The organism is Streptomyces sp. NPDC005017 (assembly GCF_042873115.1).
Lineage (GTDB): Bacteria > Actinomycetota > Actinomycetes > Streptomycetales > Streptomycetaceae > Streptomyces.
In genome coordinates this window covers 466,158-480,419 of sequence record NZ_JBIALD010000002.1, presented here as the reverse complement: position 1 = coordinate 480,419, position 14,262 = coordinate 466,158, and the positions used below count along the sequence as shown (strand labels likewise).

The following is a 14,262-nucleotide window of genomic DNA, read 5'->3' as shown; positions in this document are numbered from 1 at the left end:
CATGCCCACCGACAAGCGACGGGTACTGGTGGTCGGCGCCGGCGTGACCGGACTGCTCTCGGCGGTGCGGTGTGCCCTGGCCGGACACCACGTCACCGTCCTGGACCGGGACGCCATTCCGAACCCCGGGTCCACCTCCTTCGACCAGCACCGGGCCGTCCGCGCCCTCGACACGCACGACCTCGCCGCCTCCCGGCGGATCGCGGTGGCGCACCGGCGCTGGATGGGCCTGGAGGCCCTGACCGGCTCCAAGTTCTACCGCCGGGTGGGCATGATCACCGCCTGGCCCGAGGACGACGTCGACGCGGTGCTGTCCGCGGCGGCCAGGGCGGACCTCCCGGTCCGGCTGATCGAGCCGGGCAGCGTCCCCCACGTCCGCTTCCCCGACGGCACGGTCGGGGTGCTGGAGCGGCACGGCGGCATCCTGCTCGCCGACCACGCGCTCCAGGTCCTGGTGCGCTGGCTCACCGAGCAGCCCAACGTCTCGCTCCGCCCCTGGCAGGAGGTCAAGGCGGTCGACCCGGAGACCGGACGGGTGTACCTGCCCGACGCCGAGACCCTGGACGCCGACCTGACCCTGGTCGCCACCGGGCCCTGGTCCAAGGACCTGGTGGACATCCCGATGGTGCTGCACCGGCAGACCCTGGTCTACCTCAAGCCGCCGGAGCAGCTGGTCACCGCCTGGGAACGCACCCCGGGCGTCGGCCGGATCGGCGTCTCGGGACAGGCCTGGCTGCTGCCGCCGGGCGACGGGACCCTGCTCAAGGTCAGCTCCGCGGTCGCCTGCCGCGAGGCCCACATGGTCACCGCCGGCACTCCGGACGAGGAGCGCCAGTGGGCCGAGCAGGTGCTCTCCGAGCAGATCGTCAGCGAACCGCACCGCTACACCGTGATGGCGGTCAAGCGCTGCCACTACCTGGTGGACGCCCAGACCGGCAACTCCCACCTGGTCCGCATCGGCCCGAGCACCTGGGCCCGGACCGCCAGCGGCGGCGACGGCTTCCGCACCGCGCCGCTGGTCGCCGAACGGATTCTCGAAGCACTCACCACAGACTTCCGAGAGGAGACGATATGACCGCCGACGACCGCGTCCTGCTGGTGATCGGCAGCGGGCTCAGGGTCTACCGCGAGTACCTGATCGAGTCCGCCGCCAGGCGGGCCGCCGAGCTCGACCTCAAGCTGGTCCTGATCAACAACCTCAAGCCCACCTGGCAGCAGGACTACTTCGACGAGATCACCGTGGTCAACGTGTTCGACCACGAGGCGCTGCGCGCCGCCGCCCGGGAGATCGCGGGCCGGCGCGAGGTCGTCGGACTGTTCTGCTACGACGAGCCGCTCGTGATGCCCTCCGCCGAACTGGCCGCCGAGTTCGGCGTCCCGGGCCTCGGCCCCGACGGGGTGCAGGGCTGCCGGGACAAGCACCGCACCCGGTCGATGCTGACCGCCGCCGGACTGCCCCAGCCCGGCTTCGAGCTCACCGACACCCTGGAGCAGGCCCGTGGGACGGCCGCCCGGATCGGCTACCCCGTGGTCGTCAAACCGCGGGCGCTGGGCGCCTCGATGGGCGTCGTCCTCGCCGAGGACGAGTCGCAGCTGGAGCAGGCCTATCTGATCGCCTCCAACGCCAGCCTGGTCGGCGACGAGCCGTTCCGCGGCGGGGCGATCGTGGAGGGCTACGCCGACGGCCCCGAGATCAGCGTCGACGGCGTGGTGCACCAGGGCGAGTACCGGGTGATGTTCGTGGCCCGCAAGGAGACCGGCCACTACCCGTACTTCGAGGAGATCGGCCATGTCGTCGACGCGGCCGACCCGCTGCTCGCCGACCAGGAGCTGATCGACGTCCTGACCAAGGCGCACGAGGTGATCGGCGTCGAGAACGGGCTGACCCACACCGAGGTCAAGCTCACCTCCTACGGCCCGGTGATCATCGAGATCAACGGCCGGCTGGGCGGCGACCTGATCCCCTTCCTCGGCCGGATCGCCACCGGCATCGACCCCGGCGAACTGCTGGTGGAGGTCGCCTCCGGACACCGTCCGGACACCGGGTTCACCCAGCACGGCGTGGCCGGCATCCGCTTCGGCTACCCCACCGAGGACGTCACCGTCCACGAGGTGCGGGTGCCGGAGGGACTGCCGGGGCTGGTGACCGCCTCCCCGATGGTCGAGCCGGGCACCGAACTGCGCCTGCCGCCCGGCGGATACCTGGCCCGGCACTCCTTCGTGGTCTGCTCCGGCGAGGACCGGGACGCCTGCGAGGAGCGGCTCGCCGCCGCCGTCGCGGCCGTCGGACTGGACGCGGAGCCGCTGGAGCGCAAGGACGTGGCGGCGCGTCTGGAGATGCCCGCGGGCCTGCTGGACGTGGACGAATGACCATCGACTACGACGGCCGCCGGTTCCGCAAGCTGGCGTCCACGGACGGTGTGACGGCCCGGTACCACCAGAAGGACGACCTGGTCTGGGCGGACTTCGCCGGCGGACCCGTCCGCCGGGGGAGCGTGAACGGGGTCTGCGGGCCCGACGGCACCCTGCACCTCGCCTACACGATGGTGCTGGCCGGCGGCGACGTGATCTCCGGACGCACCGTCAACACCCCCGAGCGGGACGCCGACGGCGGACTGCTGCTGCGCGAGGAGTGGGAGCGGTACGGGCCGCACGCCGAGACCGGGGTCTCGTACCTGGCGGAAGTGAGAGAACCGGAGGAAGCGGGATGACCGACTGGGAGCGCCTGCGCGAGCAGGTGGACGGAACGGTGCGGCTGCCGGGGGAGCCCGGCTTCGAGGAGAACAGCAGCGCCTTCAACAAGCGCTACGCGGACGTCCGGGCCGCCGGGGTCCTCTCGGTGGCGAGCGTCGCCGACGTCGCCCGGGGCATCGCCTGGGCCCGGGAGCAGGGCGTGCCCGTCGTCGCCCGCGGCGGCGGCCACAGCTACTCCGGCCAGGCCGCCACCACCGGACTGGTACTCGACCTGCACGGTCTGCGGACCGTCACCGTGGACCGCGAGCGCGAACTGGTCACGGTCGGCGGCGGCGCCCGCTCCGGCGACCTGTACGCCGAGCTCCAGCGCCACGACCTCGCGGTGCCGCTCGGCAACTCCGAGGAGGTCGGCATCGGCGGCCTCACCCTGGGCGGCGGCGTCGCCGCGGTCTCCCGGGCGTTCGGCCTGACCTGCGACTCCCTGGTGGAGACCGAGGTCGTGCTCGCCGACGGCACGGTCGTCACCTGCAACGAGACCGAGCACCCCGACCTCTTCTGGGCCTGCAAGGGCGGCGGAGGCGGCAACTTCGGCGTCAACACCTCCTTCACCTTCCAGGCCCGGCCCACGGTCGACAGCTCCACCTGTCTGGTGGTGTGGCCGCTGGAGGACGCCGAGGCGGTGCTGCCGGTGATGCAGCGGATCATGCGGGACGCGCCCGACCGCTTCGCCGCCCGGATCGGTGTGAGCCGCTCCGCACAGGACGACGGGATGGTCTCGGTGATCGGCCAGCACCTCGGCCCGGCCGCCGAACTGCGCGAACTGCTGGCCCCCGCGCTGGCCACCGGCTCGCCCGTCAAGGCGGACATCGAGGACCGCACCTACTGGGAGGCCAAGGACTACCTGCGCCACGAGACCTCCGGCGACCCCTTCGCCGTCCGCACCCGCACCGTCGCCGAGCCGCTCACCGAGGCCGGCGTGGACACCCTGCTCACCGCGCTGCGCAAGTGGCCCGGCAGCGGCAACCCGGACGGCGCCGGCATCGCCCTGTTCACCTGGGGCGGCGCCATCAACCGGGTGCCCGTCACCGAGACCGCCTTCCCCCACCGGGACGTGCTCTTCCTGATCTCGATGGACACCTCCTGGTCCACCGACGACCCCGAGGAGGTGCGCCGCGCCAACCTCGACTGGCTGACCGAGCTGCACACCGCGATGGGCGAGCACGCCCGGGACGCCTCCTACGCCAACTTCGCCGACCCCGACCTGACCGACGCCCAGGCCGCCTACTTCGGCCCCAACCTGGACCGGCTCCAGCAGGTCAAGCGCCACTACGACCCCGACCGGGTCTTCACCTTCCGCCAGGCCGTCTAGCTCAGAGGAGGAACCGTCATGTCACCCGATCTGCGCGGCGCCATGCGCAACTTCGCCACCGGAGTGTGCGTCGCCACCACCTACGCGGACAACGAGGGCAACCGCCGCCATGACGCGGTGACACTCAACTCGCTGTCCTCCGTCTCCCTCGACCCGCCGCTGGTCTCGCTCTCCCTGCACCGCGACTCCCAGTTCCTGGGGGACCTGCTGGAGACCAAGAAATGGGCGATCTCCATCCTGGACAGCGACGCCGAGTACCTCGCCCGCCAGCTCGCCAAGGGCCGCGGCGACCGCGCCGAAGCGATCGCCGGCCTCGCGGCCAACCCCGGGCCCGCCACCGGCGCCCTCATCCTCGACGCGCAGAGCGGCATCGAGTGCGTGCTCAGCGACAGCTTCGACCTGGGCGATCACACGATGGTGATCGGCGAGGTCGTCTCCACCGGCATCCGTGACCTCCAGCCCCCGCTGCTCTTCCTGCACGGCAAGTTCCAGCAGTTGGCGACCGCCACCTCCAAGGAGTCCTGACATGACGAACCACGACGCGGTCCCCAACACCGCCGCCGACATCCTCGCCGCCGCCAAGGCGCTGGCCCCGCGACTGCGTGAGCGCGCCGCCGAGATCGAGCAGAACCGCCGCCTCCCCTCGGACGTCGTCGAACTGATCCGCGCCACCGGGGCGTTCCGGATGGGCTTCAGCCGGGCCTGGGGCGGCCCGGAGCTGACCTCCGTCGAGCAGACCGAGGTGGTCGAGGCCCTGGCCTACGGCGACGCCTCGGCCGGCTGGGCCGCCATGATCGGCATGGACTCCGGCCTCTACGCCTCGTTCCTCGACGAGACCGTGGCCAAGGAGATGTTCCCCCGCCTCGACATGACCACCGCCGGCCTGCTCTTCCCCACCGGCCGCGCCGAGAAGGTCGAGGGCGGCTACCGCCTGACCGGCCGCTGGCAGTTCGGCAGCGGCATCACCCACGCCGACTGGGTCATCTCCGGCGCCTTCATCTACGAGGACGGCGAGCCCTATCTGGTCGACGGCTCCCACGACTCCATCCTGCTGATGGTGCCGCGCGCCGACGTCGAGATCATCGACACCTGGAACACCACCGGCCTGTCGGGCAGCGGCAGTTGCGACTACGCCATCCACGAGGTGTTCGTCCCCGAAGGCCGCACCCTCACCTTCGGCGAGGTGCGCAACGGAGAGGGCCCCCTGGCGCAGCCCGAGGTCCACATGCGCAACATGCCCGGCGTCCCGCTCGGTGTCGCCCGCGCCGCCCTGGACTGGGTGCGCGAGCAGGTTCTCGCCAAGTCCAAGCCGGGCGGGGGCGGTTGGAACGACAACTGGCGCGTGCAGGTCACCCTCGCCGAGTGCGAGGCCGACTTCAACGCCACCCGCAGCGCGGTCTACGGCGCGATGCGGCGCCAGTGGGAGGTGCTGGAGGACGGCGGCACCCTCGACGACCTCACCGCCGACGAGCGGGCCGCGCTCTCCCTCTCCCGGCTGCACGCCTTCCGCACCGCCCGCTCCATCGTGATGAAGCTCTACGACCTGATGCAGACGGCCGCGATCTACAAGCCCAGCCCGCTCGACCGCTGGCTGCGCGACTCCATGACGATGTGCCAGCACGTGGTGGCCCAGGACAAGATCCTCCAGTCCGCCGGCGCCTACCTGCTCGACAGCCGCCCCAGCTTCCCGCTCAGCCTCGGGATCACCGGCTGACCGCCGGGCGACACCCCCGGCCCCCGCACCCGACGGCCCCGCACCCCGGCCGCGTACCGCAACAGCCCCTGAAACCGGGCCCCTTACCCCGGCCCGTACCGCAACCGCCCCCGTTTCCGGCCCCGTACCGCACCAGCCCCCGTTCCCCGCACCCGGAAGGACTCCCGCATGACCGGTCTTCTCGCGCCCGAGGCGAGCCCCGTCCGACGCAAGGCGCGCCTGCGCAACTACGCGATGTGCCGCCCCGAGCACTTCGAGGTCACCTACAGCATCAATCCGTGGATGGACCCGCGCAAACCCACCGACAAGGCCCTGGCCCTCGCCCAGTGGGAGAACCTGCGCAGCCTCTACGCCGAACTCGGCCACTACGTGCAGACCATCGAACCCGCCCCCGGCCTGCCGGACATGGTGTTCGCGGCGAACGGCGCCCTCGTGGTCGACGACAAGGTCCTCATCTCCCGCTTCCGGCACCCCGAGCGCCAGGCCGAGGCCGACCTGTGGGCCCAGTGGTTCCGCGACCACGGCTACCGCGAGATCGTCCAGGCCGACTTCACCAGCGAGGGCGAGGGCGACTACGTCACCACCGGCCGCGCCGTACTGGCCGGCAACGGCTTCCGCTCCGACCCCCGCTCCCAGGCCGAGGCCGAGGCGCTGTTCGGCCGCCCGGTGGTCAGCCTGAAACTGACCGACCCGCGCTTCTACCACCTCGACACCGCGCTGGCCGCGCTCGACGACGACCAGATCGTCTACTACCCCGGCGCCTTCGACGCGGAGAGCCTGCGCGTCCTTCGGGACCTGTTCCCCGACGCCGTCCTCGCCGACGAGGAGGACGCCCTGCTCTTCGGACTGAACCTGGTCTCCGACGGCTACCACGTCATCCTCCCCGAGCCGGCCACCCGTCTCGCGGCCCGCCTGCGCGACCACGGCTTCGTCACCTACCACGTCGACCTGTCCGAACTGCTCAAGGCGGGCGGCAGCGTCAAGTGCTGCACGCTCGAGATCCGCCACCCCTGACCCTCGTCGCCACGGCACAGGAGAAGCATCATGACCGAGCAACCATGGATCATCGTCGGTTACGTCAACGTCCTTCCCTACATCAAGGAGTTCGCCCCCGGCTCGGTGATCGTCGTCGACGAGCCGGACGTGATCCGCAAGCGTGACGTCAAGAAGGCCCTCGAAGGCGCCGGGATGCTGCGCGAGCTCATCGAGTGGGAGTACCAGCTCCCCGGCGCGGCGGACGAGTTCCACAACACCTACCCCGGCCTCGCCCCGGCCGTGGTGGCACCCCTCGTCGAGTACGCGACCCCGTTCGCGGCCCGCCTCGCCGAACGCTACGGAGTGCCGGGCGCCGGCGCCGGAGCCTCCCAGATCATGCGCGACAAGTCCCTGCTGCGCCGCGTCAGCCGTGCCGCAGGCGTCCTCAACCCGGCCTCCGCGGAGGTCGCCTCCCCGCAGGAGGTACGGGAGTTCGCCGCCGCGCACCCCGGCTCGCTGGTCCTCAAGCCCGCCAACCGGCAGGCCTCCGTCGGCACCAAGGTGCTGCACGGCCTGGACGGCCTGGACGACGCCTGGGCCGAGTGCATCAGTCAGGACGAGGGCAGCTTCGTGCCGGACCGTGAGCGCGAACTGCGCATGCTGATCGAGCAGTTCGTCCGCGGTGACGAGTTCTCCGTCGAACTGCTGGTGCACGAGGGCGAGGTGCTGTTCTCCAACGTCACCGGCAAGATGCTCTACCCCGGCCCCCGCCCGATCGAGCGCGGCCACACGGTGCCCGCCGCCGGCATCCCGGACGAGCTGAGCGAGCTGATGGTCGCCCAGACCGAGACGGTGATCCGCTCGGTCGGCTTCGGCAGCGGCATCGTGCACTGCGAGTGGATCGTCAGCGACGGCCGCCCCTACCTGGTGGAGTGCGCCGGCCGCTTCCCCGGCGACGGCATCCCGATGCTGATCGAGGAGGCGTACCGGATCAACCTCGCGGGAGCGTTCTACGAGGTCATGCAGGGCCGCCGCCCCGAGGGTCTGCCGCAGCGCGCGGCGGGCGGCGCGGCCGTCCGCTTCATGGACGCAGCGCCCGGCGAGGTCGTCTCCGTCGACGGCGCGGACGAGGCGGCCCGGCTGCCCGGCGTGCTCTCCCTCTCGATGCACCTCGAGCCCGGCGACACGGTGAACGAACTGCGCAGCTCCTGGGACCGGGTGGGCTCGGTGATGACCAGGGGAGCCACCTCCGAGGAGGCCCTGAGAAACGCCGAGGCGGTGGTCGACGCGATCCGCATCACCACCGCTTGAGCCCGCGACACCAGGCACGAGGCCACGGCCCGGGGCCTGGACCGGAAACGACAGCGGCGGCGAGACCGGACCGTGACCCCGAGGGGCCACGGCCGGACTCGCCGCAGTCCGGCGTGCCGGGCTCACAACCCCGCGCCGGGACACCGCCGTACGCCGCCGCACGGGACCGGACGGCCGCGCCGCGCGTTCAGCGCCGAGCCGCCCGCCGCTCCCCGCGGACGCCGGCGCAGGCGATCAGGGCACCGGCCGCGGTCACCAGGGCCAGGGCCGCGTAGCCGTAGGTCAGGGTGAGCGCCGAGGCGACCCCGGCGACCAGCAACGGGCCTCCCGCGTCGCCCAGTTCACGGCCCAGTTCGGCCGCGCCCATGGTCTGGCCGAGACGCTCGGTGGGGGTGGCCGAGGCGAGGGCGGCGAAGCCCAGCGGTGTGATCAGACCCGTACCGGCGCCGATCAGGGCGGCCGCCACGAGCACGCCCGCGAGGCCGGACAGCATCGCCGCGAACAGTCCGGCGGCGGTGACACCGAGACCGACGGCCAGACCCGTCCCCGTGGTCAGCCGGCCCGCGTCCAGCGCCCGGCCGGCGTACGGCTGGACGACCGCGGCGGTGGCGGCGAGCACGGAGACCGCGGCACCGGTCGCGACGGTGCCCAGACCGGCGGCCGCGCCCGAGACCGGCAGGAAGCCGACTCCGACGGAGAGCGCCGCCGTGGCCGCGGCCAGCGCGGAGGTCGGGGCGAGGAACGAGCGGTCGGCGAGACGGCGGGCCAGGTCCAGCAGCGTCTGGCGCCGCTTGGGCAGCGGTGGCACGGCCGGGACGGCGAGCACGGACCACACGGCGACGGCCGCGGCGAGGACCGCCAGGACGAGGAACAGCAGGCCGAGACCGCCCGCCCAGACCAGCACACCGCCGAGGAGCGGGCCGAGGGTGTAGCCGAGGGACTTGGAGAAGCCGTAACTGCCGAAGGCACGGCCGTGCTTGGCCGCCGGGTTGAGCCGGGCCACGAGCGCGGAGGCGGCGGGGGAGAAGGCGGAGGCCGCGGCGCCCTGGCCGAGGCGCGCGGCCCACAGCCAGCCGGGGCTGCCGGCCACCACGTACAGGGCGGACGCGGCGGAGAACGCGACCAGGCCGCCCACCAGGAGGGGCTTGGCGCCGATCCGGTCGGCCAGGGTGCCGAAGACGGGCTTGAGGACGACCTCGGCGCCGTCGTACAGGGCGAGCAGCCCGCCGAGCACCAGCAGGGACGTGACCGCGTCGTCGGAGAAGCCGCCCAGGTTGGCGGCGATGCCGTGGGCGCCGAAGGCGGTGGTGAAACCGGCCGCGTGCAGCGGCAGCATCCGGCGTACCGGTGTGCTGGTGGCGGTGCTCATCGGGTGTCCCCGGGGTGTTCGTGGAGGGCCCTGAAGACCAGTTCGGCGTAGTGCTCGCAGACGGCCGCGCACTGTGTGAGGCGCTCGGCCGCGCGCGCGGCGAGCGGGGACGTGAAGACGTCGCGGGCGGTCAGGTCGCGGTGCCAGCGCCGCAGCCGCTCCAGGCTCTGTTCCTCCTCCTCCAGTTCGGCGAGGGTGAACTTGGCGATACGGATCTCCTTGGCGATCTCCTCCTCGAACTTCCCGCAGTCGGCGAGGAACTCGGTCCAGTCCGCCTCGCGCAGCCCGTCGAAGGAGGCCCGCAGCCGGGCCGCGTCCTGCTCCCCGCGACCGGTCGCCTCCAGGACGATCGCATGGCCCCCGGCCCGCTCGGCCAGCTCGACGGTCCGCCGTACGCCCTCACCGAAGACCGGCACGTCCGGCACCGCCCAGATGCCCTGCCCGAGCGAGAGGGCGCCGATCCTGCGCAGCTCGCGCCAGGCGGCGACCCGGTGCCGGGAGGGCTCCGCGGGGATCTTGACGACGAGGACGAGCCATCGGTGGTGGTCGTTGGTTGTCACGGTGTGAAATGTAGCAGCCGTTACATCGACTCGGGGCGGGACGGGTTTCACCCGTCCGGGGCGTGTGCCGCCGAAGCGGGTGAGTCGCGCAACAACTCCCCCTATAGTTCCGGCCGTTGGAACGGGGGGCGTGTGGCGCACGTGGTGATGTGTCACGGCATCGGATACCAGTACAAGCACCGCGAGACGTCACGCACCGAGTGGTACGAGGAACTGCGCAGGTCGATGACGGACGCCGCGCTCCCGGTGCCCGCCCCCGAGCTGGTCGACGCCGTCTTCTACGGCAACTGCTACGGCAGCGCCAAGGGCAAGGGCGCGCGGAGCGAGGACGAGTTCGCCGGCATCCCCGGCTACACCGCCGACGACGTGACCCTCCGGCTGGAGAGCGAGCTGCTGGAGGCCTTCGCCGAGGGACTCGACGTGCCCACGGGCGGCGGCAAGGGGCTGACGCAGGCGGCGCTGCGGAGACTGGAGAAGTCCGAGAGGCTGAGCCGGCCGGCGGAGAACGTCGTCATCCGGCTCGTCCGGCAGGTCCGCCGCTACCTCGACGCCGAGGACGTCGTCCGGGAGTGCGCCCAGCCGCCGCGGCCGGGGAGGCGCTGGACGCCTTCGCCCGTGAGGGCACCACCCACTGGCATCCCCGGGACGCCTGTATGGCGCTGATCGCGGCGGCGCGGCCGGGGCGGACCCCCGCCGGCGAGGACCTCGCCACGCACTGGCGCACGGCCACGGACGCGGGACCCGAGCTGATCACCCTGCTGTGCCGGGAGGCGGACACCACCCCCGCCCTCACCGCGTACCTGCGCACCGCCCTGGTCTCCGCTCCGCTGCGCCGTCTCGTCAAGGCACCTGGTGTGTCCACCCACACCGCCTACGAGGAACTGAAAAAGGAGATCAAGCGCCTCTGCCCGCCGCCCGTGACCCCGACTCCGGGGCCGCGACCGGGACTTGGGCTGTGAGCGGGGACCGCTGAGCCGGGCACCCGTCCGGTCGCGGACCGTGTCGCTGTTGGGCCGAACGGGTGACTTGGCGTAAGAATTGGCCGTGCAGGCGATGAGTGCGAGTCAGATCGGGGGAGCCGGTGAACAGCCACGATGTCACCGATGAACAGTGGGAAGGGCTCGCCCAGGTCGTGCCGCTGCGTGGTCGCGACGCGTGGCCGTCGTCGGTGGGCCACCGGGCCCTGCCGGAGGCGGTGACCGAGACCCGGCGCCGTTTCGTGGTGCTCCGGGTCAATGTCTTCGCGGACGCGCGTGAGGTGGCCGAGACCCTGATGGCCGGTATCCCGGTGCTGCTCGACCTCACCGGCGCGGAGAGCGACACCGCCAAGCGCGTGCTCGACTTCAGCACCGGTGTGGTCTTCGGTCTGTCCAGCGGGATGCACCGGGTGGACCGCAATGTGTTCCTGCTGACGCCGCCCGGCACCGAGGTGCGGGGGCTGATGGAGAGCGCGGGGGTTCCTGGTGTGTGACGCGGGTGCCTCCGTGGTCGTCCGCTCGTGGGATGGCTGGGGTTCCTGGTGTGTGACGCGGGTGCCTCCGTGGTCGTCCGCTCGTGGGATGGCTGGGGTTCCTGGTGTGTGACGCGGGTGCCTCCGTGGTTGCCCGCTCGTGGGATGGCCGGGTCCCCGGCGTGTGACGCCGGTGCCCCCGTGGTCGCCCGATCGTAGGAAGGTCGCCCGGGTGGAACGGTTCGCCTGACGGCGGAGCCGTACGGTCCGGATATGGCCGTACCCCCGGGGTCCCCCTTCCTCCCGCCGTCCCGCACGGCGCGTTCCCGTCCCGAGTCCGTCCCGCTGCCCCGTGCGGCGGGCCCGGACGAGGGCATCACCTCCCGCGCCCGCGAGACGCCGCCCGACGCGGCCGGCGGCTTCGGCGCACCGCCGCTGACGGCGGCACCCCGGTCCTCCCTCCCGTCCGCCGGCGGCCAGGACCTGCGGCCCCGGCTCACCGAGCTGCGGCTGTCCGCGTTCGCAGGGCACCGCGGCACCTCGTTCCCGCTCGGGCCCTGCACCCTGTTCGCCGGGCCCAGTGGCAGCGGGAAGACCACCGCGCTGCGTGCCTACGAGGCGCTGGCCCGGCTCGGCGGCGGGGCCGGGCTGTACGACGTCTTCCCCGACCCGGAGTCCTGCGTGCCCGAGCAGGCCCGGCCCGACGCCCAGGGCCGGCGCGGATTCCGCATCGGCTGCACGGCCGACGGCCCCGAGGGCCCGGTCCGGCTCGACGTCGCCGTGCAGGCCGAGCCCGAACTGCGCGTGGTGGGGGAGCGGCTGAGCGCCGACGGGGTGGTGCTGCTGGAAACCGCCCTGCGCGACCCCGGCCGGCCCGTCGTGCACGCCGCCTGGCACACCGCGGGCAGCGCGCCCGTCACCCGGGCCCCGCTGCCCGACGACCGGCTCGGCACCGCGCTGCTCCCCCTGCGCGTGGCGGGCCGGACGGACGGGCAGCGCCGGGTGCTGGCGGCCGCGGAGCAGATGGTGGTGGCGCTGCGCTCGGTGTTCGCCTGCGACCCCCGGGCCGGCCGGATGCGGGAGCCGGTGCCGAACGGGCCCGGGCTGCTGCTGCCCGGCTGCGACAACCTCGCCGACGTGGTGTGGCGGACCCGCGCCGAGTGCGGGCGGCGCCATGCCCGGTTCGTCACGGCCGCCCGCGTCGGGTGCGCCGGACCTGTGCTGGACGTCCTCGCCGAGTCCGACGGCCGGGGGACGGTGCGGGCCCTGCTGGACCGGGGCGCCGGGTCACGCACCGAGCTCGGCAGGCTGGGCGACGGCGAACTGCGCTACCTCGCCCTCGCGTTGGTCCTGCTCACCGGGCCCGGCGTGCTGGACGCCGACCCGCCCGGCGAGGTGCCCGACGCGATGCGCGCGCTCACCGTGCTGGCCGACGGCTTCGACCGCTCGCTCGACCCCCGTCAGCGGAGCGAACTTCTCCGGCTCGCCGCGCGGATGTCCGGGCAGGGCCACATCCGGTGCGTCGGCGCGGTGGGCGACGCGTCCTGGGCGGCGGAGGTGCCCGGTGTGACAGTGGTACACCTGGACAGGTGACAGACGATCAGCGGCCGCCCGACGTGGCCGGACTCCAGCGCAGGCTCGCCGCGTTCGCGGCCGCGCGCAACTGGCAGCCGTACCACACCCCCAAGAACCTGGTCGCCGCGCTCAGCGTCGAGGCCTCCGAACTGGTGGAGATCTTCCAGTGGTTGACCCCCGAGGAGTCGGCCCGGGTGATGGACGACCCCGACACGGCGCACCGGGTCACCGACGAGGTGGCCGACGTGCTGGCGTATCTGCTCCAGCTGTGCGAGGTGCTCGGCGTCGACCCGCTGGCGGCCCTCGACGCGAAGATCGACCGCAACGAGCTCCGCTTCCCGCCCCCTTGAGGGACGACAGTCGCTGAGGAAATCACTCCGCTTTCACTCTCCGCAGTCAAAATCCGACCCTCATCCGAATTGTTGTCCACAGATTTCCGTCTTCCTCTGGCTTTTCGTCGCACGCGCCCTCACTCTGGGTAGTGAGCAGTGGAGTTCGGGCGGGCGGGTGCGGAGCACACGTCCGGACAGACGGGGGCAGCGCATGGACGCGGTGCGGCTCATCCTGACGAGCAGGCGCGCCCTGGCGGGGAGCCGCGAGGAGCACCAGATCATGGTGGAGGTGTGGCAGGCGCAGTCACTGGCCCAGGCGATCGGCAGCCGCCTGGCGGTCTTCGGCCCGCCGCAGTTACGGGGCGAGGCGCTGGGCCTGACCGAGCTGGCGGGCCGCGGCTGCGGAGTCCTGGGCCGGCCGGAGCTGGGCCCGGGCGAACTGCGCGCCGCCCAGCTGACCGACCTCGGCGACGCCCGCCAGGCCCTTCTCGGCCTGGGCGGCCTCCTCGGCGAGGTGGGCATCGCCCTGGTGGGCGTCGCCAGCACCGCCGCGGACGAGGGCACGTACTGGCAGTGCATGGAGGCGATCGACGCGGCGGACGAGTCGAGAGACCGGGTCCTGGAGATGCTCAGACGCCTGGCCGACGGCGAGGAGGCCCTGGCCGCGACGTCCTAGACGCCCTGCGCGACGTCTTGGACACGCTGTGCCACGTCCCGGACGCCTTGCGCGACGTCCCGGACGCCTGGCGCGGCTTCCTGCAGACCCCCGGAATAACCGAAGGCGCCGGTCACAGCCCTGTGCGACAGTAGAGCCGTCGTCCTGCCGAGCCCCCAGGATCACCACGTCCCGGGGGCTTCGCCACGTACGGCACCACCCCCTGTCCACCGTCCACCGGCCTGAGAGGCCCCGCCC

The 14,262-nt window shown here is 72.8% G+C and carries 16 protein-coding genes; 14 read left to right on the top strand and 2 right to left on the bottom strand.

Annotated features, from left to right (window positions below):
* Window position 1 precedes the first annotated feature (1 nt).
* From ACFYR0_RS04895 to ACFYR0_RS04860, 8 genes are all read left to right on the top strand, one after another.
* Window positions 2-1,075: an NAD(P)/FAD-dependent oxidoreductase gene (locus ACFYR0_RS04895; protein ID WP_389321922.1), complete on the top strand. Its 1,074-nt coding sequence runs from the start codon at window positions 2-4 to the stop codon at window positions 1,073-1,075.
* On the top strand, window positions 1,072-2,370 hold the full coding sequence (locus ACFYR0_RS04890; RefSeq protein ID WP_389321920.1) for an acetyl-CoA carboxylase biotin carboxylase subunit family protein: 1,299 nt from the start codon (window positions 1,072-1,074) through the stop codon (window positions 2,368-2,370). Before ACFYR0_RS04895 ends, ACFYR0_RS04890 begins: the two co-directional genes overlap by 4 nt.
* On the top strand, window positions 2,367-2,711 hold the full coding sequence (locus tag ACFYR0_RS04885; protein WP_389321918.1) for a hypothetical protein: 345 nt from the start codon (window positions 2,367-2,369) through the stop codon (window positions 2,709-2,711). Before ACFYR0_RS04890 ends, ACFYR0_RS04885 begins: the two co-directional genes overlap by 4 nt.
* Entirely contained in the window at window positions 2,708-4,063 is a 1,356-nt protein-coding gene (locus ACFYR0_RS04880) for an FAD-binding oxidoreductase (protein WP_389321916.1), read from the top strand. The genes ACFYR0_RS04885 and ACFYR0_RS04880 overlap by 4 nt, the downstream gene beginning before the upstream one ends.
* 18 nt (window positions 4,064-4,081) lie before the next feature.
* Complete coding sequence (locus ACFYR0_RS04875) at window positions 4,082-4,588, top strand: flavin reductase family protein (protein ID WP_389321914.1); 507 nt, start codon at window positions 4,082-4,084, stop codon at window positions 4,586-4,588.
* 1 nt (window position 4,589) lies between these two features.
* Window positions 4,590-5,777: an acyl-CoA dehydrogenase family protein gene (locus ACFYR0_RS04870; RefSeq protein WP_389321912.1), complete on the top strand. Its 1,188-nt coding sequence runs from the start codon at window positions 4,590-4,592 to the stop codon at window positions 5,775-5,777.
* Window positions 5,778-5,945: 168 nt separating this feature from the next.
* Complete coding sequence (gene ddaH / locus ACFYR0_RS04865) at window positions 5,946-6,791, top strand: dimethylargininase (protein ID WP_389321910.1); 846 nt, start codon at window positions 5,946-5,948, stop codon at window positions 6,789-6,791.
* Between the two features lie 30 nt (window positions 6,792-6,821).
* Window positions 6,822-8,063, top strand: coding sequence for an ATP-grasp domain-containing protein (locus ACFYR0_RS04860; protein WP_389321908.1), 1,242 nt, complete (start codon window positions 6,822-6,824; stop codon window positions 8,061-8,063).
* Between the two features lie 187 nt (window positions 8,064-8,250).
* Here ACFYR0_RS04860 and ACFYR0_RS04855 read toward each other — a convergent pair whose 3' ends face one another.
* Together ACFYR0_RS04855 and ACFYR0_RS04850 are read right to left on the bottom strand one after the other, a co-directional pair.
* Window positions 8,251-9,399, bottom strand: a complete 1,149-nt coding sequence (locus tag ACFYR0_RS04855; protein WP_389321983.1) for an MFS transporter — start codon at window positions 9,397-9,399, stop codon at window positions 8,251-8,253.
* Window positions 9,400-9,428: 29 nt separating this feature from the next.
* Window positions 9,429-9,992 (bottom strand): Chromate resistance protein ChrB, encoded by a 564-nt coding sequence (locus tag ACFYR0_RS04850; RefSeq protein WP_389321906.1) that lies wholly within the window; start codon window positions 9,990-9,992, stop codon window positions 9,429-9,431.
* Window positions 9,993-10,124: 132 nt separating this feature from the next.
* On the opposite strand from ACFYR0_RS04850, the gene ACFYR0_RS04845 reads away from it, so the two are divergent.
* The 6 genes from ACFYR0_RS04845 (at window position 10,125) to ACFYR0_RS04820 (ending at window position 14,025) form a co-directional block, all read left to right on the top strand.
* Entirely contained in the window at window positions 10,125-10,655 is a 531-nt protein-coding gene (locus ACFYR0_RS04845) for a hypothetical protein (protein WP_389321904.1), read from the top strand.
* Complete coding sequence (locus ACFYR0_RS04840; RefSeq protein ID WP_389321902.1) at window positions 10,646-10,951, top strand: hypothetical protein; 306 nt, start codon at window positions 10,646-10,648, stop codon at window positions 10,949-10,951. The genes ACFYR0_RS04845 and ACFYR0_RS04840 overlap by 10 nt, the downstream gene beginning before the upstream one ends.
* A gap of 122 nt (window positions 10,952-11,073) precedes the next feature.
* Window positions 11,074-11,463, top strand: a complete 390-nt coding sequence (locus ACFYR0_RS04835) for a cell division protein SepF (RefSeq protein ID WP_386383225.1) — start codon at window positions 11,074-11,076, stop codon at window positions 11,461-11,463.
* Window positions 11,464-11,715: 252 nt separating this feature from the next.
* Window positions 11,716-13,035, top strand: a complete 1,320-nt coding sequence (locus tag ACFYR0_RS04830) for an ATP-binding protein (protein ID WP_389321900.1) — start codon at window positions 11,716-11,718, stop codon at window positions 13,033-13,035.
* Window positions 13,032-13,367 carry a nucleotide pyrophosphohydrolase gene (locus tag ACFYR0_RS04825; RefSeq protein WP_389321898.1) on the top strand — a complete coding sequence of 112 codons (336 nt, stop codon included), beginning with the start codon at window positions 13,032-13,034 and terminating at the stop codon, window positions 13,365-13,367. Before ACFYR0_RS04830 ends, ACFYR0_RS04825 begins: the two co-directional genes overlap by 4 nt.
* A 193-nt stretch (window positions 13,368-13,560) precedes the next feature.
* Window positions 13,561-14,025: a DUF6099 family protein gene (locus ACFYR0_RS04820; protein ID WP_389321896.1), complete on the top strand. Its 465-nt coding sequence runs from the start codon at window positions 13,561-13,563 to the stop codon at window positions 14,023-14,025.
* Window positions 14,026-14,262: the final 237 nt, after the last annotated feature.